Origin of the sequence: Salegentibacter sp. 24 (assembly GCF_004362395.1) — a bacterium.
Taxonomy (GTDB): domain Bacteria; phylum Bacteroidota; class Bacteroidia; order Flavobacteriales; family Flavobacteriaceae; genus Salegentibacter.
On the sequence record NZ_SNWE01000001.1, the window covers coordinates 169,486 to 190,823 of the forward strand.

At 36.1% G+C, this 21,338-nt stretch carries 23 protein-coding genes and 1 riboswitch; of the genes, 10 read left to right on the forward strand and 13 right to left on the reverse strand.

Going from position 1 to position 21,338, the window contains the following annotated elements; all coding sequences use genetic code 11:
- The first annotated feature begins 78 nt into the window (after positions 1-78).
- On the forward strand, positions 79-1,428 hold the full coding sequence (locus tag DET49_RS00780; protein WP_133546241.1) for a sigma-54-dependent transcriptional regulator: 1,350 nt from the start codon (positions 79-81) through the stop codon (positions 1,426-1,428).
- Here DET49_RS00780 and DET49_RS00785 read toward each other — a convergent pair.
- Entirely contained in the window at positions 1,418-3,835 is a 2,418-nt protein-coding gene (locus tag DET49_RS00785) for an ATP-binding protein (RefSeq protein ID WP_133546242.1), read from the reverse strand. The two genes, DET49_RS00780 and DET49_RS00785, sit on opposite strands and share 11 nt — an antisense overlap.
- Before the next feature lie 83 nt (positions 3,836-3,918).
- Positions 3,919-4,013, forward strand: a riboswitch (TPP riboswitch).
- 115 nt (positions 4,014-4,128) lie between these two features.
- On the opposite strand from DET49_RS00785, the gene DET49_RS00790 reads away from it, so the two are divergent.
- Positions 4,129-6,510, forward strand: coding sequence for a TonB-dependent receptor (locus DET49_RS00790; protein ID WP_133546243.1), 2,382 nt, complete (start codon positions 4,129-4,131; stop codon positions 6,508-6,510).
- 53 nt (positions 6,511-6,563) lie between these two features.
- Here DET49_RS00790 and DET49_RS00795 read toward each other — a convergent pair whose 3' ends face one another.
- Positions 6,564-6,995, reverse strand: coding sequence for a hypothetical protein (locus DET49_RS00795; protein WP_133546244.1), 432 nt, complete (start codon positions 6,993-6,995; stop codon positions 6,564-6,566).
- Positions 6,996-7,114: 119 nt separating this feature from the next.
- Here DET49_RS00795 and greA point away from each other — a divergent pair, with 119 nt between their 5' ends.
- The 3 genes from greA to DET49_RS00810 all read left to right on the forward strand — a co-directional run bounded on the left by greA (position 7,115) and on the right by DET49_RS00810 (position 8,495).
- Positions 7,115-7,591, forward strand: a complete 477-nt coding sequence (gene greA, locus DET49_RS00800) for a transcription elongation factor GreA (RefSeq protein WP_133546245.1) — start codon at positions 7,115-7,117, stop codon at positions 7,589-7,591.
- A gap of 104 nt (positions 7,592-7,695) precedes the next feature.
- The gene (locus DET49_RS00805; RefSeq protein WP_133546246.1) at positions 7,696-8,085 is read left to right on the forward strand and encodes an HIT family protein; all 390 of its coding nucleotides are present in this window, start codon (positions 7,696-7,698) and stop codon (positions 8,083-8,085) included.
- The gene (locus DET49_RS00810) at positions 8,085-8,495 is read left to right on the forward strand and encodes an acyl-CoA thioesterase (RefSeq protein ID WP_133546247.1); all 411 of its coding nucleotides are present in this window, start codon (positions 8,085-8,087) and stop codon (positions 8,493-8,495) included. Before DET49_RS00805 ends, DET49_RS00810 begins: the two co-directional genes overlap by 1 nt.
- Here DET49_RS00810 and DET49_RS00815 read toward each other — a convergent pair.
- Positions 8,492-9,646: a sensor histidine kinase gene (locus DET49_RS00815; protein WP_133546248.1), complete on the reverse strand. Its 1,155-nt coding sequence runs from the start codon at positions 9,644-9,646 to the stop codon at positions 8,492-8,494. The two genes, DET49_RS00810 and DET49_RS00815, sit on opposite strands and share 4 nt — an antisense overlap.
- A gap of 112 nt (positions 9,647-9,758) precedes the next feature.
- Here DET49_RS00815 and DET49_RS00820 point away from each other — a divergent pair, with 112 nt between their 5' ends.
- The 3 genes from DET49_RS00820 to aat all read left to right on the forward strand — a co-directional run bounded on the left by DET49_RS00820 (position 9,759) and on the right by aat (position 11,783).
- Positions 9,759-10,637 carry a flavin reductase family protein gene (locus DET49_RS00820; RefSeq protein WP_133546249.1) on the forward strand — a complete coding sequence of 293 codons (879 nt, stop codon included), beginning with the start codon at positions 9,759-9,761 and terminating at the stop codon, positions 10,635-10,637.
- Between the two features lies 1 nt (position 10,638).
- Complete coding sequence (locus DET49_RS00825) at positions 10,639-11,013, forward strand: DUF3127 domain-containing protein (RefSeq protein WP_133546250.1); 375 nt, start codon at positions 10,639-10,641, stop codon at positions 11,011-11,013.
- A 122-nt stretch (positions 11,014-11,135) separates the two neighbouring features.
- Positions 11,136-11,783 carry a leucyl/phenylalanyl-tRNA--protein transferase gene (aat, locus tag DET49_RS00830; protein ID WP_133546251.1) on the forward strand — a complete coding sequence of 216 codons (648 nt, stop codon included), beginning with the start codon at positions 11,136-11,138 and terminating at the stop codon, positions 11,781-11,783.
- Positions 11,784-11,836: 53 nt separating this feature from the next.
- Here aat and DET49_RS00835 read toward each other — a convergent pair whose 3' ends face one another.
- From DET49_RS00835 to DET49_RS00875, 9 genes are all read right to left on the reverse strand, one after another.
- On the reverse strand, positions 11,837-12,535 hold the full coding sequence (locus tag DET49_RS00835) for a DUF2490 domain-containing protein (RefSeq protein WP_133546252.1): 699 nt from the start codon (positions 12,533-12,535) through the stop codon (positions 11,837-11,839).
- Positions 12,516-13,103 carry a hypothetical protein gene (locus DET49_RS00840; RefSeq protein WP_133546253.1) on the reverse strand — a complete coding sequence of 196 codons (588 nt, stop codon included), beginning with the start codon at positions 13,101-13,103 and terminating at the stop codon, positions 12,516-12,518. The genes DET49_RS00835 and DET49_RS00840 overlap by 20 nt, the downstream gene beginning before the upstream one ends.
- A 74-nt stretch (positions 13,104-13,177) precedes the next feature.
- The gene (locus tag DET49_RS00845; RefSeq protein ID WP_133546254.1) at positions 13,178-13,759 is read right to left on the reverse strand and encodes a DNA-3-methyladenine glycosylase I; all 582 of its coding nucleotides are present in this window, start codon (positions 13,757-13,759) and stop codon (positions 13,178-13,180) included.
- 72 nt (positions 13,760-13,831) lie between these two features.
- Positions 13,832-14,548 (reverse strand): energy transducer TonB, encoded by a 717-nt coding sequence (locus DET49_RS00850; RefSeq protein ID WP_133546255.1) that lies wholly within the window; start codon positions 14,546-14,548, stop codon positions 13,832-13,834.
- A 30-nt stretch (positions 14,549-14,578) separates the two neighbouring features.
- Complete coding sequence (gene truB / locus DET49_RS00855) at positions 14,579-15,292, reverse strand: tRNA pseudouridine(55) synthase TruB (protein WP_133546256.1); 714 nt, start codon at positions 15,290-15,292, stop codon at positions 14,579-14,581.
- Between the two features lie 10 nt (positions 15,293-15,302).
- A complete protein-coding gene (locus DET49_RS00860; protein WP_133546257.1) occupies positions 15,303-16,097 on the reverse strand; it encodes an undecaprenyl-diphosphate phosphatase in 795 nt (264 codons plus the stop codon).
- Positions 16,098-16,103: 6 nt separating this feature from the next.
- On the reverse strand, positions 16,104-16,355 hold the full coding sequence (locus tag DET49_RS00865) for a DUF3098 domain-containing protein (RefSeq protein WP_133546258.1): 252 nt from the start codon (positions 16,353-16,355) through the stop codon (positions 16,104-16,106).
- 349 nt (positions 16,356-16,704) lie between these two features.
- Positions 16,705-17,040, reverse strand: coding sequence for a hypothetical protein (locus DET49_RS00870; protein ID WP_133546259.1), 336 nt, complete (start codon positions 17,038-17,040; stop codon positions 16,705-16,707).
- A 221-nt stretch (positions 17,041-17,261) separates the two neighbouring features.
- Complete coding sequence (locus tag DET49_RS00875; RefSeq protein ID WP_133546260.1) at positions 17,262-17,891, reverse strand: metallophosphatase domain-containing protein; 630 nt, start codon at positions 17,889-17,891, stop codon at positions 17,262-17,264.
- Positions 17,892-18,365: 474 nt separating this feature from the next.
- Here DET49_RS00875 and DET49_RS00885 point away from each other — a divergent pair, with 474 nt between their 5' ends.
- Positions 18,366-19,883 (forward strand): hypothetical protein, encoded by a 1,518-nt coding sequence (locus DET49_RS00885; RefSeq protein ID WP_133546262.1) that lies wholly within the window; start codon positions 18,366-18,368, stop codon positions 19,881-19,883.
- On the opposite strand, the gene DET49_RS00890 is transcribed toward DET49_RS00885, so the two are convergent.
- Entirely contained in the window at positions 19,880-20,710 is an 831-nt protein-coding gene (locus DET49_RS00890) for a universal stress protein (RefSeq protein WP_133546263.1), read from the reverse strand. The genes DET49_RS00885 and DET49_RS00890 overlap by 4 nt on opposite strands.
- A 159-nt stretch (positions 20,711-20,869) precedes the next feature.
- Between DET49_RS00890 and rimP the strand changes: the two genes are divergently transcribed.
- The gene (gene rimP / locus DET49_RS00895) at positions 20,870-21,331 is read left to right on the forward strand and encodes a ribosome assembly cofactor RimP (protein WP_133546264.1); all 462 of its coding nucleotides are present in this window, start codon (positions 20,870-20,872) and stop codon (positions 21,329-21,331) included.
- Positions 21,332-21,338: the final 7 nt, after the last annotated feature.

The window sequence follows — 21,338 nt, forward strand, 5'->3', positions numbered from 1 at the left end:
GGTCTCTTTTTTTTATATATTTTAAACCCAATGAACTTTAGATTGTTAAATTTGCAAGAAGGGTTAAACTGAAAATCAATGACAAAAATTCTTATAGTTGAAGATGACGTTCCTTTCGGAACCATGCTAAAAACTTTTCTAATCAAGCGCGACTATATGGTTGAATTGGTTTTTTCGGGAGCAGAAGCATTTAGAAAATTAAAGGAAAACACTTTTAATCTAATTCTTTCCGATGTAAGATTGCCTGACACCAGTGGGTTAGATATACTAAAAGAGGTCAAAGCTGAAAATGCCCAAACCCAGGTGATTATTATGACAAGTTATGCTGAAATTAGTATGGCTGTAGAGGCCATGAAAAACGGTGCTTTCGATTATGTGTCTAAACCATTTAGACCAGAATCTATCTTGCAAACTATAGAAAATGCTTTAACCCATACCAAAGTCCAACCTACACCGGAAAAAGTTGAAAAATCCCAGAAATCTACTTCAAAACAAGAGACAGATTTTGTAAAAGGAGTGAGTGAGGCCGCGATAAAACTTAATGATTATATCGAACTTGTGGCACCTACAAATATGTCTGTATTAATAATGGGTGAAAGTGGCACAGGAAAAGAACAGGTCGCTAAAAGTATCCATAAGCAAAGTAAGCGCACCGGGGCACCTTTCATAGCTGTAGATTGTGGTGCTATTCCTAGAGAATTGGCTTCCAGTGAATTCTTTGGGCATTTAAAGGGTTCATTTACGGGTGCAATAAACGACAAAACCGGGCATTTTGAAGCCGCTAATGGTGGGACTCTTTTTCTGGATGAGATTGGGAACCTAAGTTATGAACTTCAGGTGCAATTATTGCGAGCCCTCCAGGAAAGAAAAATTAAGCCTGTAGGAAGTAATAATGAAATTTACGTAGACATTCGGGTGATTACAGCTACCAATGAAGATCTTACACAGGCGGTAAAGGATGGAGAGTTCAGAGAAGATTTATACCATCGTCTCAATGAATTTTCAATTAAAGTCCCTGCTTTAAAAGAACGAAAAGAGGATCTAATGCTTTTTGCAGAATATTTTTTGGATGAAGCCAATGCGGAACTTGAAAAAAATGTGATAGGTTTTACAGAAAGTGCTATTGAAGCTTTCAAGAAATATAATTGGCCTGGAAATCTTAGGGAATTAAAAAATATGATAAAGCGCGCAGTATTACTTACTCAGGAGGAGATGATTCCCCTAAAAGTACTGCCCCATGAAATCGCTACAGCTTCTGAATCCAATCCTGACATTGCTTATGGTTTGTTTAAAAATAAAAATGAGGAGCAACTTATTTTGGACGCCCTGGAAAAGTCTGGTGGTAATAAAAGCAAAGCAGCGCGATTACTCTCTATTGATCGTAAAACTCTTTACAATAAGCTCAAACAATATGACATTAAACTTTAGCTTCTTGTTCGAGTTCTTTCATTAAGTTTAAAATATCAGCCTTTAATTGCTGAAATTCTTCTTCCGAGAAAACTTCATATTGCTCCAGTTTCTCAAACTGTTTAGCCTGGTGTACGGCATTTATTTGTTTCAACATGGGAACCATTTTATGAGCCAAGCGACCTACCTCCTTTGTATCATTATTCTTTCGTGCTAAAGTTATCAGGTCAATTTGTGATCTAGAACTTTGAATAAAGGCTTTTAAGATGGTTTGTACCGCTTTTTGATCACCTGCCGAAAAATCATAAATATCCTGTAGATCGTAATTACTGTTTTTTGAATGCTGATGGTTGCTATTTAATTTTTCCTTAAGGTCCAGCTTAAATATTTCAGCAATACTTTGTTGAAGTTTTCCAGGTTTGTATGGTTTTAGCAGGCTTTTGTTGAAGCCTGCAAGTTTATAAGTTTCAGCATCAACATCTGTTCTCCCCGATAAAGCAATCACCGGTAATATTTCGATTTTATATTTTTTCCTAATATTCTTAATAAGGTCAAAACCATCCATTTTAGGCATTTGAATATCGGTTAAAACCAGGGAATACTTGTTCGTTTCAAGCTTATTCAGTGCTTCTTTACCGTTTAAAGCGGTGTCGCATTTCATTCCCATAGATTTTAATAATTCCCGAGTGAGAGAAAGCTGTGAAGGCTCATCATCTACAATAAGACCTATTTTTCCAGTGAGGTCGGGTAATTCCTGGGTGACAGGTGGTTCGGGGGTTTTTGCTTCCTCAGTGGTTAATTTTCTTACAGGCAGGAAAACAGTAAATTCACTTCCTTCTCCCTGTTTGCTTTTTAGCTTTAATTCGCCCTTGAGTAATTCAGTTAAACTTTTGGTAATTGTAAGTCCAAGCCCGGTGCCGCCGTAAGCTTTTTCGATTTTACTGTTTTCCTGAGAAAATTCTTCAAAGATCTCTTCTTGTTTTTCCTCAGAAATTCCAATTCCACTATCTTTAACTGAAATAACAAGACAATAACTGTCTTCTATTTCTTTTTTAAGATGAATGTTCACCCTGATTTCGCCTTGATGAGTGAATTTACAGGCATTGGTAATTAAGTTCGCAATAATCTGCTTTATGCGAAAAGGGTCGCTCATCACCTGAGTATCGGTTTCTTCCGAGGCTTCAAAAATGACTCGCACATTTTCATTTTTGGTTGCGGGTAAAGCATTATAGACAGTATCCTTTATAAGTTTGACCGGGTTAAAAGGTAATTTTTCGACTGTCATTTTTCCAGCTTCCAATTTAGAAAGATCTAATAAATCGTTCACCAAATGCAGTATAAAATGAGACGATTTTTTAACCTGTTCCATATAATGGGATTGCTTGGTATTCAAGGAAGATTTTTCAATTAGTTCAGTATATCCAATAAGTGTATTGAGTGGAGATCGCAAATCGTGTGTAATAGCCGTCATAAATTGCTCCCGTCTTTTCAGAAGAGTTTCGGCGAAATCCTTGGCTTCTTCTAACTGCCTCCGGTACTTTTGACTTCTAGTGATATCCTTTATAATAAAAATAAGCGATAACAATATGATTAGAAAACTTACGATTCCCGCAATTAGGAAAATTTGTGCACTTTCTTTAATCATATTTTGGGAGATTTGCGCACGAACAACCGATGCTTCCCGTTCTTCTAATTCAACCTTCCCTAGCAAGCGTCTTAATTGCTGGTTAATAATCATATCATTTTCTAGGAATTCCTGTTCCTTCTTGTCTACAGTATTTTGAAACCGTCGGCTAGCTATTTCAAGTTCGCTTAATACATTTCTAACAGATCCAATTAGAGAATCGGCGGTGCGATTAGAAAGTTTTTCCGCATTGTCTTTCCTTGAATACTCCAGCCACTGAATTAATAGTCTGCGTTGATGCGGTTCTAAATTTGAGAAACGTTGTCGGTAATTATAATCTCCAAATGAGGGATCAATCTTCTTAAGTTCATCTAATACCTGGGAATAATAATTTTGATTGCGTTGTTGTTCTCTCAATTCATAAAGCTCAAGTAGGTTGGTAGATTTTTCAGAAAGCAATTCTGCAATACTGTCCAGTTCCTTTTTCATAGACCTGTCTGCGTAACCGGTTTTTAAAGTTTGAATATCAAGCTGAATACTATCTATCTGGTTCTGATATTTAACCATATCAGCTTCATTGCCGGTTTGAATGAGTTGGCGGCTTAAATTTTCTGTTTCATAGAGACCAGTGGTAATGTCGCTAAGCCTGAAAAGTTGTTCGTTATTGTTATCATTATTTTCAGAAATTTGACTAAAAGCCACTACTTGTTTCCATACAAACCATACGGCAATAGCCGCTAGTGCAGCTATCAAAAGATATCCACCAATTACCTTATAAGTTATAGACCGCTTTGGATTTTGCATAGATTAATTGTTACCAAAATTACACCATTTAAACGAAATCAAATAAAATTATGGAATTTCAATAAAAGCGTTATACATTTGCATCAATCTCAAAGGGGTGCCGCTTGAATGTGGCTGAGATCATACCCAACGAACCTGGGCAGGTAATGCTGCCAAGGGACATGTGCAAAAGCACAAACGTATGTTACTCCTGAAAATGCCAAAAACACCGGTGGGCAATTTCAGGATTTTTTTTATCTAATTTTTAACCGAAGAATAATAGCCCCTTTTATTCGTAAACCAATATATTACGAATGAAATCTTTATTATTTTTTACCGGCCTCTGCTTTATTTCATTGCAAACCTTAGCGCAAACTCACATCTTACAGGGAAGAGTTACCCGTGGAGAAAATCCGGTAGAAGGCGTGGCTGTTTATGCCGTAGAATCAGGGGAGGGAACAACTACTGATGAAAAAGGATGGTACACCCTCAAACTTGTTGAAGGGGAACATAAACTCGTATTTTCCTATGGAAATCAAAAGAGTTTAAGTGTAAAGCTTTATCAGGATAAAACATTAAATGTAGACCTTGCTGATGCCGAGGAAGTACTTGATGAAGTTTTTCTCTCTTCGGTGAGGGTAACGGAGCTATCACCCATTACTTATAGCAACCTGAGCAATGAGGAAATTGAGGATCGTAATCTGGGTCAGGATATTCCAGTGCTAATGAGTTATATGCCAAACGTTGTGACCACAAGTGACGCGGGTGCAGGTGTTGGTTACACGGGGATTAGGGTAAGAGGATCCGGTCCATCGAGCACCAATGTTACCATTAATGGAATTCCCTATAACGATGCAGAAAGCCTTGGGACTTTCTGGGTCAATCTCGGAGATTTTGCATCTTCTGTAGAGAACCTCCAACTGCAGCGCGGGGTAGGGACTTCAACCAATGGGGCGGGAGCTTTTGGAGCCAGCCTGAATATTCTAACCGATGGGTATAGTAAAGAAGCCAATGCCGAAATAGCCAATAGTGTAGGCTCTTATAATACTTATAAACACACCATAAAATTCAGTACCGGACTCATAGAGGATCACTGGGAATTTGCCGGTCGCGCTTCGAAGATAAAAAGTGATGGCTATATTGATCGCGCCAGTAGTGATCTGAAATCTTACTTTCTCCAAGGAACTTATGTGGATGAGAATACATTAATTAAAGCGATTACTTTTGGAGGAAGCGAAACTACTTATCAGGCCTGGTACGGCATAGATTCTACAACTTTGGCTAATGACCGAACTTATAATCCCGCAGGAGTTTATACCGATGAGGAAGGAAACACAAGATTTTACGAAAACCAGACCGATAATTACAAACAAGACCATTATCAATTATTGTGGAATCAAAAATATAATAAGAACTGGTCTTCAAATCTCGCTTTTCACTACACATACGGTCGCGGATATTATGAGGAATATGAGGAAGATGCGGTTTTAAATGAATTCGGACTTGAAAATTTCCTGGCCAAGGGGGAAGAAATTACAACCTCAGACCTGGTAGGAACGAAATGGTTGGATAACCATTTCTACGGCAGCGTCTTTAGTCTGAATTATCAGGATACAAATTGGGATATAATTTTTGGGGGTGGATGGAATCGCTATATCGGCGATCACTTCGGAGAAGTTATATATACGCGTTTTGCCAGGAATAACGATCCTTACCAACCTTATTATGAAAATACTGGTTTTAAAACCGATTTTAATCTCTATGGAAAAGCTACTTATGCGATTTCAGAACAAATCGCTGCTTATTTAGACTTGCAGGTAAGAACAATAGATTATGAAACAGAAGGAATTTTAGCTGAAGGAAACGAATTTTTGGTTGACGATCAATTTACTTTCTTTAATCCAAAAGCCGGATTAACCTATGCACCTAATAATCAAAATCACTTCTATTTTTCTTATGCTCGTGCCAATCGTGAGCCTAGACGAAGTGATTACGAAAACGGTAATCCAGAGCACGAAGAATTGAATGATTTTGAAATGGGATGGAGGTTAAGTAAACCTTCACTTCAGTTAAATACCAATATATATTATATGGATTATCAAAACCAGCTGGTATTAACCGGCGGTATAGATGATGTTGGCGCTTTTATCCGCGAAAACAGTGGAAATAGTTATCGTTTAGGTTTGGAAATAGATGCGGTAATCAGACTTTCAGAAAAATTTTATATTCGACCAAATTTTGCGATAAGCCGAAACAAAAACGTCGGTTTTGTTTCAACCCGGAATGGTGAGCTGGTTAATTTTGGCAATACTGATATCTCTTTCTCACCCTCCCTAGTAGGTGGAAACCGAATCACCTACCTGCCATTAAACGGATTGGAGTTAAGTTTGCTCTCAAAATATGTAGGTGAGCAATACATGAGTAATATTGAAGCTGAAACTTCCAAGCTTGAGGCCTATTTTGTGAACGATTTTAATATTCAATATTCGTGGAAAAATGCCCCTCTATTCAAAGAAGTTGTTTTTACAGGTCTTGTGAATAATATTTTTGGAGAAGAATATGTATCAAATGGATACTATTACACTTTTAATATAGAAAATCTGGAAAATCCAAATGGTGTACAAACCTTGGATGGTGCAGGGTATTATCCCCAGGCTACCACCAATTTTTTAGCCGGAATCACTTTGAAGTTTTAATTTGTTTGTCGCCTTTCTCCTCCTTATTATTTTAAAACGGGGGAGGAAGGTTTTTAATTATAAACTTCAATAATATTACCACGGGCTTCAATTCGGTAAGGTTTCATCGCATATTGACCTTCACCTTCCATCAATTCGCCTGTAATTATATTATAAGAATTTGCATCTTCACAATTACAATGGGCAATGATTCCTTCAACTTCCATTGAAGAACAATTGCTTGGTGGGTGATTAGGGTCGCTTAATTCAAAAGCAGTGTATTGCGAATTATTGATATTGTAGACAACCACGCCTTTTATACCTTCATTATAAGTCACATAGCTATTTCCAGGAAATTGAAGATCGTTGTACTCGGGGAAATCGAGGTTGAGTTGCATTCTGAAATTCAGATCTATGAGGTTAGGATTATTGACTTTATTAATATCATTGGGGGAACAGGCGGTAAAAAATGCTAAAAATAAAAGTAAAAAGAGAGTTTTTTTCATAAAATCAGCAATTTTTTCACTAAATAATATTATTGTTTTCAAGGTGTAAATTTATTATATTTGTTAAACAAATCCCGTCGTGCTATGGGATTTTTTCTATTTATATAAACGATGAAGTTATGAGCAAAGTATCTTATTATACTGAAGAGGGGCTAAAAAAATTGAGGGATGAACTAAATCAACTACGAGATGTAGAACGGCCAAAGGCTTCTGAAGCTATTGCCGAGGCCCGTGATAAAGGAGATTTAAGTGAGAATGCAGAGTATGATGCCGCGAAGGAAGCACAGGGACTTTTAGAAATGAAAATTTCCAAATTGGAAGAAGTGGTTGCCAACGCAAGGATAATAGACGAATCTCAACTAGATACTTCAAAAGTACTTGTACATTCCCATGTTAAAATAAGGAACCAGACCAATGGTGCTGAAGTTAAATACAAACTGGTGGCCCAAAGTGAAGCCGATTTAAAATCAGGAAAAATATCCGTAGATTCTCCAATTGGTAAAGGTTTGTTGGGTAAAAAAGTTGGTGATACAGCCCAAATTGATGTGCCTAACGGAACTATGAAATTTGAAATACTGGAGATCTGGCGAGAGTAAGTTTTCGGTTTTTAACAGTTTCTAAAATCCTTTTCCAATACCTTTAACTAAGGTTTTATGAAAAGGATTTTATATTTAAGACACTAACCAATTCAAAAAATATTATGGCCAGTTTATTTACTAAAATAGTAAGAGGAGAAGTTCCTGCCTACAAAATTGCAGAAGACAGTCAGTTTTTAGCTTTCTTGGACGTGAATCCCAATGCAAAAGGACACACCCTCTGTATTCCGAAAAAGGAAGTGAATAAAATCTTTGATCTGGAAGAGGAAATTTACCAGGAGTTAATGCGTTTTTCACGAAAAGTAGCTATTGCTTTAGAAAAAACTATAGACTGTAAGCGAGTGGGCATGGCCGTAGTAGGTCTCGAAGTTCCGCATGTTCATGTTCATTTGATTCCGCTTAATAGTATGAATGATATGGATTTCTCTAAAAGTGTGAAGATGCAGGATGAAGAGTTTGAAAAACTAGCAAAATCTATTCACGTAAATCTTTAATGAAGTTTGAAAATTATAAATTATCGCTTGAACTGAGAGTAGATTGGAGCGATCTTGACATGTATAAACACGTCAATAATATTTCGTTTATGCGTTATATGCAGTCTGGGCGAGTGAATTTCTGGGAAGCTTCAGGTATTTACAAAATGTATGAAGATACAGATAAAGGAACTATGCTGGTTTCTACCCATTGTGATTTTAAAAAATCACTTTATTACCCTGGAAAGGCCATAGTGAAAACCAAACTCGAATTTATTAGAAATTCTAGCTTTGGTTTAAAACATCTTATTTTGAATGAAACCGATGAGATTTGCGCCGAAGGCATGGACGTAGTGGTTTGTTATGATTTTAGAAAAAACAATACGTTTAACATACCTGATGAATTGAGAAAGAAGCTTTCTCAATTTTAAACCTTTCTTATAGAAATTTTGAAAGTTGTTCCTTTATTCAATTCGCTTTCAGCTACTTTAATTCTTCCATGGTGATAGCCTTCAATGATTCGTTTTGCTAAGGAGAGCCCCAAGCCCCAACCACGTTTTTTAGTAGTATGGCCTGGTTCAAAAATTTGCCTGAATTTACTTTTGTCCAGGCCTTTCCCTGTATCTTTAATCAAGATATTTGCCCATTTTCGCTCTTCCTGAATTTCGATATGCAATTTTCCTTTTCCCCTCATGGCATCAATGGCATTTTTCACCAGATTCTCTATGGTCCAGCTGTAGAGCTGCTGGTTTAGCATTACCGGGATGTTAGCATTGGGCACCTCTATAGAGAATTCTATAAGTCGGGAACTTCTTGTTTTTAAGTAATCGAAACTATTTTGAGTGGCTTCAATAATATTGGTTTTTTCTAAAATTGGCGACGAACCAATTTTGGAAAAGCGTTCGGTAATGGTTTCAAGACGGCTAATATCTTTTTCCATTTCCAGGATATAAGACTTGTTCACGTTTTCCTGTTTCAGGATTTCTGTCCATCCAATTAGAGAAGACAAAGGAGTTCCAATTTGATGCGCGGTTTCTTTAGCCATCCCCGCCCAAAGTTTATTTTGTTCACTATTTTTTGTGGTTGTATAGAAAAAATAAACCACTCCAATAAAGAGAAAACCTATAAGAACTAGTCCAATAGGATAATATTTTAAGCTGTTTAAGACAGGGGAGTTTCCGTAATATATATATTGTTTTTCTCCATTACCAAGGTTGATTATTATCGGTGCATTTTCTTCTTTTAGATTCGTAAGGAGTTGTTCCGCTTGAGTTTCGTTTTCTAATTTATCGGGGTCTATATTGGTGGTATAAGCGATCTCTCCTTCGGCATTAGTATGAATTATTGGTATGGTAGTATTGTTGTTTAAAATTTCAAGAATCAAATCAAGATCGGCATCTACTGGTGGTGGGTCACGGTCTAAAGCTTCCTGAGCCTTTGCCCAAACACTCATTTTAGCCCTTTCATCCTCTTTTAGGCGCTGAAAAAAAATACTGGTATTCCATAAAACCAGGCCTACTACTATAAAGCACGAAATAATAATAAACCAGCGATTAAAAGTACGTTCGTCTGTGAAGTTCATACAGGCCTTTGAGCTTTAAAGGATTTAAAGATAAGCGTTTTTAAACGAATTTTATTGCCTGCTGTGGCTTTTCATTCCCTATTGGTTTCGTTACCTTTGTCAAAAATTAATTATGCTTACAATAGATCCTAAAGAGGTGAGCTCGGGCAAACTTCATCGTTATTTGCTCGGTGCCATTGGACCGAGACCTATCGCTTTTGCTAGCACCATCGATGCAAAAGGTCGCCCCAATTTATCTCCTTTCAGCTTTTTCAATGTTTTTGGATCTAATCCGCCTACTTTGATTTTTTCCCCTGCAAGGCGCGGTCGAGATAACACAGTCAAACATACCTACAATAATGTTAAAAATACCGCTGAGGTAGTTATCAATATTGTAAATTATAATATTGTTCAGCAAATGTCACTCTCTAGTACGGAATATGCTGAGGGGGTTAACGAGTTTGAAAAAGCTGGCTTTTCCATGCTGAAATCCGATCTTGTAAAACCGTTTCGGGTGGCTGAATCACCGGTGCAATTTGAATGTAGAGTGAAACAGGTTATAGAAACTGGTCAGGAAGGAGGAGCCGGAAATTTAGTGATCTGTGAAGTTCTTAAAATGCATGTCGATAAAAGTATTTTGGATGAAGATGGATTTATCGATCAGCATAAAATTGACCTGGTAGGAAGAATGGGCGGCAATTGGTATTCCCGGGCCAACATGGGCATGTTTGAGGTCCCCAAGCCCCTTTCAAGTTTGGGAATTGGAGTAGACGTTATTCCCGAGGAAATTAAACAAAGCAAGATCCTAACCGGAAATGATTTGGGAAAACTTGGTAATGTGGAGAAGCTCCCACAAAACGAGGAAATAGCAAAATTTATGGCTGAAAATATAGATTTGGCTGAATTGGTTAACACCAATAATATAAACGATATACATACCCGGGCACAGTTGTTTTTAGAGAAAAACAATACTGATGCGGCCTGGAAATTATTATTAGCAAAAACAGATTAAGATGGAAGTACAAGGCAAAATTAAATTAATTGGAGAAACCAAGACCTTCGGGAATAATGGTTTTAGAAAGCGGGAAGTCGTGGTAACTACCGAGGAGCAGTATCCTCAGCATATTATGATAGAATTTGTTCAGGATAAAACAGATTTACTTAACAATTTCCAGGTAGGTCAACCGGTAAAGATTGGAATAAACCTACGGGGAAGAGAATGGGTGAGTCCCCAGGGGGAAACCAAATACTTTAATTCTATTCAGGGATGGAGAATTGAAAATTTACAGGCAGATCAATCGGCAGGGGGTGATACTGTACCACCACCGGATAATTTTGAACCTGCAAATAACTTAAATGAAGAAGATTACGACGATCTTCCTTTTTAATTAAATACATTAACCGGTTCGAGAAAGAATTCGGTCCAAATTATAAAAAGCTTAGCATCCTATTAAGAGGGCTAGGCTTTTTCTTTTTGTACATTTCTTATTTATCTTAATTTCCAGAAAAATTGCATTTTTTAAAACATAACGAAAAATTCCCCCCTATCTCCGAGGCGGATGAACACGGACTTCTGGCCATTGGGGGTGAGTTGAGCACCCCAAGGTTAATCTATGCCTACAACCACGGAATTTTCCCCTGGTATGATGCTTCCCAGCCCTTACTCTGGTGGAGTCCAGATCCAAGAATGGTGCTTTTTCCAGAAAAATTAAGAGTTTCGAAAAGTATGAAGCAACTATTCGGGAAGGAGCCTTTTGAGGTTACTTTTAACCATGATTTTAAGGCAGTTATAGAAGCCTGTGCCGCAATTAGGCGAGATGGCCAGCATGGCACCTGGATTACCAGCGAAATGATAGAGTGTTATACCGAATTGCATCAATACAATTTAGCTCAATCTGTAGAGGTCTGGAAGGGTGGTAAACTTGTTGGTGGACTTTACGGGGTTTATTTAAGAGATAAAAAAATATTTTGTGGGGAAAGTATGTTTGCTAAAGTAAGCAACGCTTCTAAATACGGATTTATCACCTTGGTTAAAAAATTAAAAACCGAGGGAGTTAAGCTTATAGATTGTCAAGTTTATACCCAACATTTAGAGAGTTTGGGGGCTGAAGAGATTCCAAGGAAGAAATTTCTGGAACATTTAGGAGTTTCTGCTTAGATCTCCTGTTCTCCAAGGGAATTACTCATGCGATCAAATGGTCCCCGGGAATTTTAAAGCGATAAATTAATTTCACTAGTGATAAATAATTCGCTGCCCGGATTACCGGTGTAATCATCATAGCGATATTGCAATCCTAGGCTGGCTTTTATATTAGTCCAAATATCATTGCCCAGGGCGATAGAAAAACGCTGTTCCAGGGACGGCCTCTCTTTATTCCCTAGACTCCATAGAGCTTCCGTATTGCCAACTATAAAGAATTCACTTTGGTCTACACGTTGTCCGCTTAGTGGTAATTCTACCGAAAAACGATAACGCGTTCTAAAGGTGGTATTTTCACTAAAACGTTGTTCAAAACGTGCTCGGTGTGCTATCTTTAAAAGGTTGAACTTCCTTGAATTTCCGAATTGTTGTATGATCCTTACTTCGTCTTGTTGATCTTTATGAAAAATTTCTTTAAATCGGTACTTTATTCCTAGGCTGACTTTGCTGTAAAAAGCGATTTCATAGCTTGTGAAATGTGAGAGTTCGATATGTTGCGCATCAAAATTATAGGCTTCATTTTCGTAGATAATATCCCTGTTAGATAAGCCGAAATTATAAGACCAGCGGGAAGGCGTATCTATATTTAAAGAAAATTCTGGATCTACAAGCATGCTAAAGTTTTCCTGTGCCTTTAGGGTTTGAAAATTTAACAATACAAAAGCCAGTAAAAAACCGGGGATAATTTTGTTAAAAGATAAGATAGTCATAAGAGTTTCTAATTATTTCTCTTTTATTTTGAAAATGTCCATTTTCGTCAAAGATCATTTCAAATTTATTCAAATTTCCATTATTTTTTACCGCTACGATTATTTCATAATTTGAAGGTGCATTATTTTTAAAAGAAAGTGATCTTACTAACAAATGGAGACCAGTACTGTCTTTTGGTGTTAGAGGTAAATATTGTGCCTGGATTTTTTCGATTTTATAGCGCTCATGACTCTCCTGCAGATAGGCCTCAATATTTTCAATAATTGTTGAAGGAACTTCTTTGTCGTTTAAAGTAACTTCAACATCCTGCAATTTTCCCTTTTCACCAAACTCTACACTAAAGATTGATTTATTAAAATTGAATTTTACTTCATAACTTTCGTTTTCACCATCAGTTTCGGAATAAAAGCGCACCCTTTTTGCTTTTTCAGGAATTTTTTCGATTAAAAATAAGGCAGAACTCGGCATCTCATCGCGCTCTATACCTTCTTCTCTTTCTTGCTTTTTTTCTTGAGCCTGTAAAACGGCAGTTATAAGAAAAAATATGAAGATAACCAGATTTTTCATTTTCTTATAATTTTAAGGTAATTGAGATAAATTTCGGTCCCTAATCTGTTATTTATTAATAGTACAGCGTGGTTTCATTTTTCTAGCTGTTTAACTTCCTTATGTCGAAAGCAGGATACCTCGTGATCGTTAACCATGCCTGTAGCCTGCATATGGGCATAAATTACTGTTGAACCTACAAACTTAAACCCTTTTTTCTTAAGGTCGGCGCTTAATTTGTTACTTATTGAGCTGGTCGTAGGTGCCTTTTTATAATCTTCAACTTCATTTTGTATTGGATTTCCACCTACAAAGCCCCAGATATATTTACTGAAAGATCCATATTTTTCTTGAATTTTTATAAAATTTTGTGCGTTGGTTACCGCGGCCTTAACTTTTAATTTATTTCTGATAATTCCCGGATTTCCCAGGAGTTCCTGAACTTTTTCTTCAGGATAATTTGCAATCTTATTGTAGTCAAAATCATCAAAAGCTTCTCTGAAATTTTCTCGTTTTCGTAAAACGGTTATCCAGCTTAAACCAGCCTGGAAAGTTTCTAGAATAAGAAATTCAAAGAGTGTATTATCGTCATAAACAGGAACTCCCCATTCATTATCGTGATAAGCTTCATAGAGCTCATCACCTTCACACCAGCCACAGCGGTTAAGTTTTTTCATAGTTTTTATTTTGGGCGATAGCTACTTAAACCAAAATTTATAAGGACAGCCAAAGCCTTTGTTTATCCTGAACTAAGGTTTAAAATTGTAGGTAATCGTACCTGGTTGTTCGTTCCTGCCAACCAGGGGAGAAAATACGGCATTTGCAGCATATTCTTGTGCTTTTTCTGTTAAGCATGCGTTATCTGTACTGGAGCTTGCCTGATTAATCGCTGTCTCAATAACTTTTCCTGCAGTATTCACGGTGATATTTACGACGATTCTACCGGGAAGATCACAGGTATAGATAGGGTTAGGAATAGAAACGGCACTTCTTCCGCGGAGAGAAAATGAAATAGAACTATTTATTAGGCCTCCATTTTGAGTAGAAATCTTATCAGTGGAACCATCTCCATCAGATCTTTCCTTTGGTTCTGCTTTGTTGGCTTTTGCTATGTTTCCATTAGAAGAAGTTTTTATTTCGTTTTCTGAATTTTCTTCTTGTTTTGCACTGTTTTCCTGCAGGATCTCATCAAGTTTTCTGTCAAAATTTTCTTCCCTTGCTTCTTGATTTTCATTGAATGCCCTATGAGTTCTCGACGAATTTAAGTTAGGTTCAGATTCTGGTTTTTCATCGGGAATTTCTTCCTCTTTGGAATCTTCCTCTTTGGAGTAATTTTCCAAATCAACCAAGAGTTCTTGTTGGGCTTTACTCTTTTGTGAAAGGTTGAAATTGTAAAGTCCAAGAATTAATACCAAACAGAAAAGTACGGTTATAATAAGGGCTTTATGTTTTTCGAAAAAATCCATGCTTGAAAACAAAACTTTCAGTGTTTTATTTTATATGGAAGGTAATAATTTTTCAAAAGATAGAAGGTCTAACGCATCCTCTAAGACAAATTCTCCAACCCTTGTGCGTTTTAAAGAGGACAGATAAGCGCCAGAACCCAGTGCAAAACCAAAATCATTAGCCATACTTCTAATGTAGGTGCCTTTACTGCAAACAATTCTAAAATCTACTTCTGGAAACCTGGGCGCATCAACTTCAAATTCTAATATAGAAACAGGGCGACTTTCCAGTTTAACATCCTCACCTTTCCTGGCATATTCATATAGACGTTTTCCCTCTTTTTTTATAGCCGAAAAAACAGGAGGGATCTGATGAATTTTACCGGTAAGGTGAAACGCTGCTTCTTGTAAATTTTCTTTAGAAATATGAGCTGTTTCAAAAGTTTTGTCCACTTCGGTCTCCATATCGAAGGAGGGGGTAGTTGCACCCAATGTAAATGTGCCTGTATATTCTTTTTCGGTTCCCTGGAGTTCAGGAATTTTTTTAGTGAATTTTCCTGTGCAAATTACCAGCACGCCCGTGGCTAAAGGGTCTAGAGTGCCTGCATGACCTACTTTAATTTTTTTTATTCCACAACTTCTCTTAATTAGCCAACGCACCTTATTAACCAATTGAAATGAGGTCCACTCTAGAGGCTTGTCAAAAACCAGGATCTGGCCATTTTTAAAATCTTCAGGAGAGAGTTTTTCAATTTGAGTGGACATAAAAATTTATTTAATTATAATAAGCAACGACTATGGATACAATTCCTGCAACAAAGCAATAAATAGCAAAATAGGAGAGCTTACTTTTTTTAACAATACTAATCATCCAGGTACAGGCAGCGAGTCCTGCAAGAAAAGAAGCTAGAAAACCAATGGCGAGGACAGAAAAAGAAGTGGTACTTTCCATTAAATTTCCATCTAAAAGATCTTTTGCGATTTTTCCTAAGATTAATGGAACAACCATTAAAAAGGAAAACCGTGCAGCTTTAGTTTTGTCATTGCCGAGTAATACCGAGGTGGAAATTGTAGCGCCACTTCTGGAAATTCCCGGTAAAATCGCGATAGCTTGTGATACCCCTATTACAAAAGCATTGCTATAACTCACCGGCTTATCAGTGTTTTTTGCCTTGTCTGCCAGCCATAAAAGCAGGGCTGTAACGATGAGCATAAATCCTACGAATATAATATTTCCGCCAAAAAGAGTTTCTAATTGTTCTTCGAAGAAAAGTCCTATAACAGCAGCAGGAATCATAGAAATGACAATTTTTAAGGAAAATCGAAACTCCTCATTCCATTTAAGTTGAAACAGACCTTTAAAAATTTCGATTACATCTTTTCTAAAAATGACCAGGGTGCTTAATGCCGTGGCAGCGTGTAGAATTACTGTAAAAAGTAAGGATTCACTTGGAATACTATTGTCCCCTAAAATTGCTTTGCCAAGTTCCAGGTGGCCACTGGAAGAAACCGGCAGAAATTCAGTTAGCCCCTGGATAATTCCCAGAATGGCAGCATCTAATTCGTTCAATGTGATTTATTTTTTGGGATTTAATAAAATAGCATAAACTTCTATGGCGAACCCAATTAGTACTATAGTTGGAGCTAACCTAATACGTTGAAAATTGTAGATATCAGGATTAAATATATTGGGATCGTCGCTACCACCACCTGACATGAGAATAAAACCTAAAGCGATAACCGCCAATCCGATGAACATAAACTGGTAATTTTTCTTTCCAAAAATGAAATATTTTTTATGATCTGTTGGTTCTTGTTTTTTACTCATAGAAATAAATTAATGCTAACAGAATGGTTGATAAGTATTTGTCGGTTTAAGGATTCAAAATTAACCAATTTAAGTTAAATGGAAGACAAGGTTAATAGTTAAATATGAATTAGTGTACTATCAAGCCTGGATAGTGCAGATGGTTCGGACTTCTGAGATCGTGGACTATTCCAATGGCAACACCTGGTTGTATTTTGTCTCGTGTCCGATTTTACCCGCAGTTTTACAAGTCTAAACTCCTTTGAGTTGGCTAAACCCATTTTATTCATCCACGAATTGAACAGGATTTATTAAAATAAAAAAGCCATACGGGTCCCGTATGGCTATAAATTCAGCGTCTCTTATAAAGTTAAGCCGCGTGATAAATGTTGTAATGATTTAGAATTTCCTGGTAGAAATTCAAGCTCTTTTCATCTTTCTTTAAACAGGATTGTAAAAAACGTTCCAAGTCCTGACATTCAAAGGTGATACCAGTGTATTTTCTTTTACCAACCGGTATTTTTAAATCAACCGTTTGTTCTTTGTAATTAATCCTTACATTTTTAGCATCAAAATATTTTTTTATAATAGCGCGATGCATAATACTGTAACTTGAATTGTCTTCTGAATCTAAGTGAAAGATACTATAAGTAATCAGGCTCTTTACCTCATTGAGAGTAGCGTTTGGGTTAGTATTAAATTCCATAGGTGTTGGTATTAATTATAGGTGTTAGTAAAGGCTAAATTACATTTAGATTTCTGTTTAAATGTTAAAAAACTTTTAATAATACTATGATTAGCAAATATTTAACGACCAAGGAACTTTTTTCTAATTTTATTAAACTTTTGAAGATGAGTTGTGAAAGAAAAGGATTACAAAAATATTAAGGGAATTCCCTTATATCGATAAAAGAAAGTTTTTCGTATCTAATTGATATGGAAATCTAATGGTTTATGAAGGAATCTATCCTTGTTATCCAAACAGGCGGCATTAATAAATTTTGTTCCCGCAACTGAAGTAATTCCATAGGAATCGTGAACATGACCAAAAATGTGATACTTGATTTTACGATTTTGCAAAGTTTTTAAAAGCGAAGCGCATCCAATATGTTTTCCTTTACCAGAAACATCTTTTATTTTATAAGGTGGGGTATGTGTAATCAGTACTTGAGTATCTTGGGGGATTTGATCCCAATGTTTATTTATTTCCTGGGTCTGTTTTTGGTTAAAGGCCCAGGTACCGTCACCTGGTGTTATCGGTGAGCCCCAGAAAGTTACTCCGTTAATATTAACCCCGCTATTCTTTAAATAATGAATATTTTCAGGAATGATTTTAAGAATATCCTTATCGCTATTTTTTTCGAAATAGAAATCGTGATTCCCTGCAATAAAAATTTTATAGTGATGTGGCTGACTGGAAAACCACTTCAGAAAATCCAAAACTTCTCTTTCGGTACCACCTTCAGTAATGTCTCCTGCATGGATTAATACATCTCCTGTGGGAATGGGTATCTGGCTGTGTTTGTTATGGGTGTCGGAAATGCAGACTAATTTCATTTTCTTTACATAATATAAAAAAATCCGGAAGACAAAATCTTCCGGACTATACTATTTTAAAAAATTTTTTCTATTGCTTTTCGGTTTCTTCTTCCTCTTCTAAAGATATATAATCTTTGTCTACTGGTAATAATTTGTTAGTGATTTTGGTTATAGCGAACGCTACAATTACCGCCGTTAATACAAAAAACAGAAACTTAATTAGTAAGCTGTCACTTAGCACAAAACTATAAACTCCTAGAAAAATTTCTACGGCTATGAATAATACTTTTATGCTAAGTTTAAAAATCATGATCTCTATTAAGGTTATTGGACAAATATACGATCAAAAACCATTGAAAGTTTGACACTTATCGGCTTTTGCTAAAATTTAACGCAAACAAAACTTTGAGGTTAAATTATTAAGTTAAAAACTCTTAAACAATGAAGACGGATGTTTTGAAATTGTAAATTTCCATTGTAAAAAAAGCTATTTTGAAGAAAAGTTCTAAAATTTTTTTCGGTTTTGTTGGAATTCTTATTGTTCTGATACTTGCCATAATTGGGGGGAATATGTTTATTGAAAACAAGCTGGTAGATGCTATAGATGGAAATTTCGAAAAGACTGAATTTAAATATAATTCTTTAAATGCAAATATTCTTAGTAAAAGTGTGTCCATCCTCAAACCGGTTTATCACAAAAATGGATTGAAGATTTCTGCAGAAAGAATAAATTTAGACGGGATTGATATTTTAGAATATTTAAGTAATAAAAAACTGGAAATATCTATTTTAAAGGTAACTCAACCTAAAGTGACAATCTATACCGGAGCCGAAAAGAAAAAGGACAGCTCTGAAAATGGAACCTCTAAAAAAATGGACCTTTTGATTAATTCATTAGAAATCTCCAATGCAAGTTTGAAGATTACTAAAAGCGATTCGGTCAAATTCCAATTTTTTGCGCAAGTTCCATCGCTCAAATTGGAAAAAGTAAGTATAAACCAGAAATCGATTAAAAACGGTTTACCATTTAATTATAAGGATCTACAGCTGAGATCAGATAGTTTGATTTTAAATCTTAATAAGCAGCATGATTTATCGGTAAATCAAGTTATAATGAAAGGGGACTCCCTGAAGTTTAGTGAGATTAATATTAGGCCTTTATATAGTAAACAAGAGTTTCAAAAGCATATCCCTTACGAAAAAGATCGCTTTGATATATGCTTGAATGAGTTGGTCTTTAAATCTTTTAATTGGAATTTTTTAAATGATTCCCTTGAAATAGGAAGTGATAATACTAGGTTTAAAGGGGGGGATATAAGTATTTACCGGGATAAACAGGTGAAAGATGATCCACGAAGAAAACCAATGTATAGCAAAATGATTAGGGAACTACCTTTCAAAATAAAACTGGATACCGTAAAAGTGCAGGATTTTTCCATACAATATGAGGAGTTAGTAAAACCACAAAGAGGGGTAGGCAAAGTGACATTTAAAAATTTGAATGCCACCATTTATAATCTCACCAATGTAGGTTTGGATACTGAAAATTTTCCGCGAACGGATATTGATGTTCGAACCCAGTTTATGGGAGAAGCCAGCCTGAATGTAGATTGGAGTTTTGATATTTCCAATAAAGCTGAAGCCTTTAGGATTTCTGGGCAAATGGACCGAATTTCCAGTGAAGGGATTAACCAGTTTTTAAAGCCTGCTTTAAATGTAAAGGCCGAAGGGGGAATTAGGGATATGCGATTTAATTTTTCGGGTAATCAAGAAATGGCAATAGGAGATATGAAATTAGTTTATCATAATTTTAAAGTTGAGGTACTTAAGGAGGATGGGGAACAAAAAAATGAGTTTCTTTCTGCTATAGCTAATCTATTAATAAATAATAATGCTACCTCAGGAGAAAAAGAACAGGAAAATATAAAAACCCAACGAGATCCAAAGAAATCTTTTTGGAATTATCTATGGAAAAATATTAGAAATGGAGCTTTAAAATCTTTTCTTTAAATTTTAAAAGTAAGCACCGGCATTTTGGCATGGTTAACCAAATCTTCGCTTATGCTGCCATTAAAGAAATGAGCTAAACCTTTACGTCCATGGGTACTGATGGCAATTAAGGTTTTTTTCTTTTTCATAGCGAAATTTAAAATGCCCTTTTCAACACTTACATCGTTATATATATGCATTTTGTAATCTTTTATGTCAGTTCCTGAAATAAAATTCTCTATGCGTTCTCTAATTTCGGTACTGGTGATAAAATTGTTTGGCGTGTTTATAAATAGCAAGTGAAATTCCGCCGCTATCATTTGAGAGAATTTATAGGCCTTTTCTAAGGTATGTTTATTACTGGCATCAGCATCGGTAGCAAAAATAAAATTTTCGATTTCAAAATTTTCATGTTCATTTTTGATGACAAGTACAGGTATGCTTGAAGAACGCACCACTTTTTCGGTATTACTTCCAATAAACATTTCTTTGAATCCGCTAGCGCCATGTGAGCCCATAATTATGAGATCACAATTGTTTTGCTGGCTAACTTCCATAATACCTTCAAAAGCCTGGTGAAACATTACGGTTTCGTGAACTTTAACGTCTTTTAGGAAAGGTCTTGTCATAAGCTCAGCAAAACGCTGATGAGCCAATTTCATAAAAAAAATAGATTCCGGTAAATTCTGGCTATTGTTGCCATCCACCGGATCTATTAGCTGCGTAGGGAGTTCTAACATATGCATGAGATAGATCTCGCTGCCATGCTTTTTTGCCAGTTGAGCAGCAATTTTAAGCGCATGCTCAGCGGTGTCAGAAAAGTCTGTGGGAACCAGGATTTTTTTCATGAAAATTTATAAAAGATTAAAAATGATTGTTTTATTAAAGTTAAGAATAAAATTTCATTTAAAGTCTGGTTTTCTTTCTCTGAAATTATTATTATATTTGCAGCGTTGAAACTAAAAAAGTACAGCGAGGGGACATAAAGTCCCCTCTTTTTATAAGTTATGTTGCAGGATAAAGTAGAAAATTTGTTGAAGGAAGCTTTCCAGGAAAATAATTCACTATTTTTAATAGACCTTAATATCACTAATGACAACAAGATTTCAGTTGTAATAGATGGGGATGACGGGGTTTCTGTTAATGATTGTATTGCGGTAAGCCGTAAAATTGAACACAATCTAGACAGGGAGGAGGAAGATTTTTCTTTGGAAGTTAGCTCAGCAGGAGTTTCTGAACCTTTACACCTGGAACGACAATATCGGAAAAACCTGGGTAGGAAACTGCAGGTGATTACCAGTAAAGAAAAAATTGAAGCAACTTTAACTGAAGTGGATCAGAACGGGATTAGGCTTAACTGGAAAGCCAGGGAGCCAAAACCCGTGGGAAAAGGGAAGCATACCGTTGAGAAAGAAGCGGTATTGCCATATTCGGAGATTACTGACGCTAAAGTTATGATAACATTTTAACCTCAAA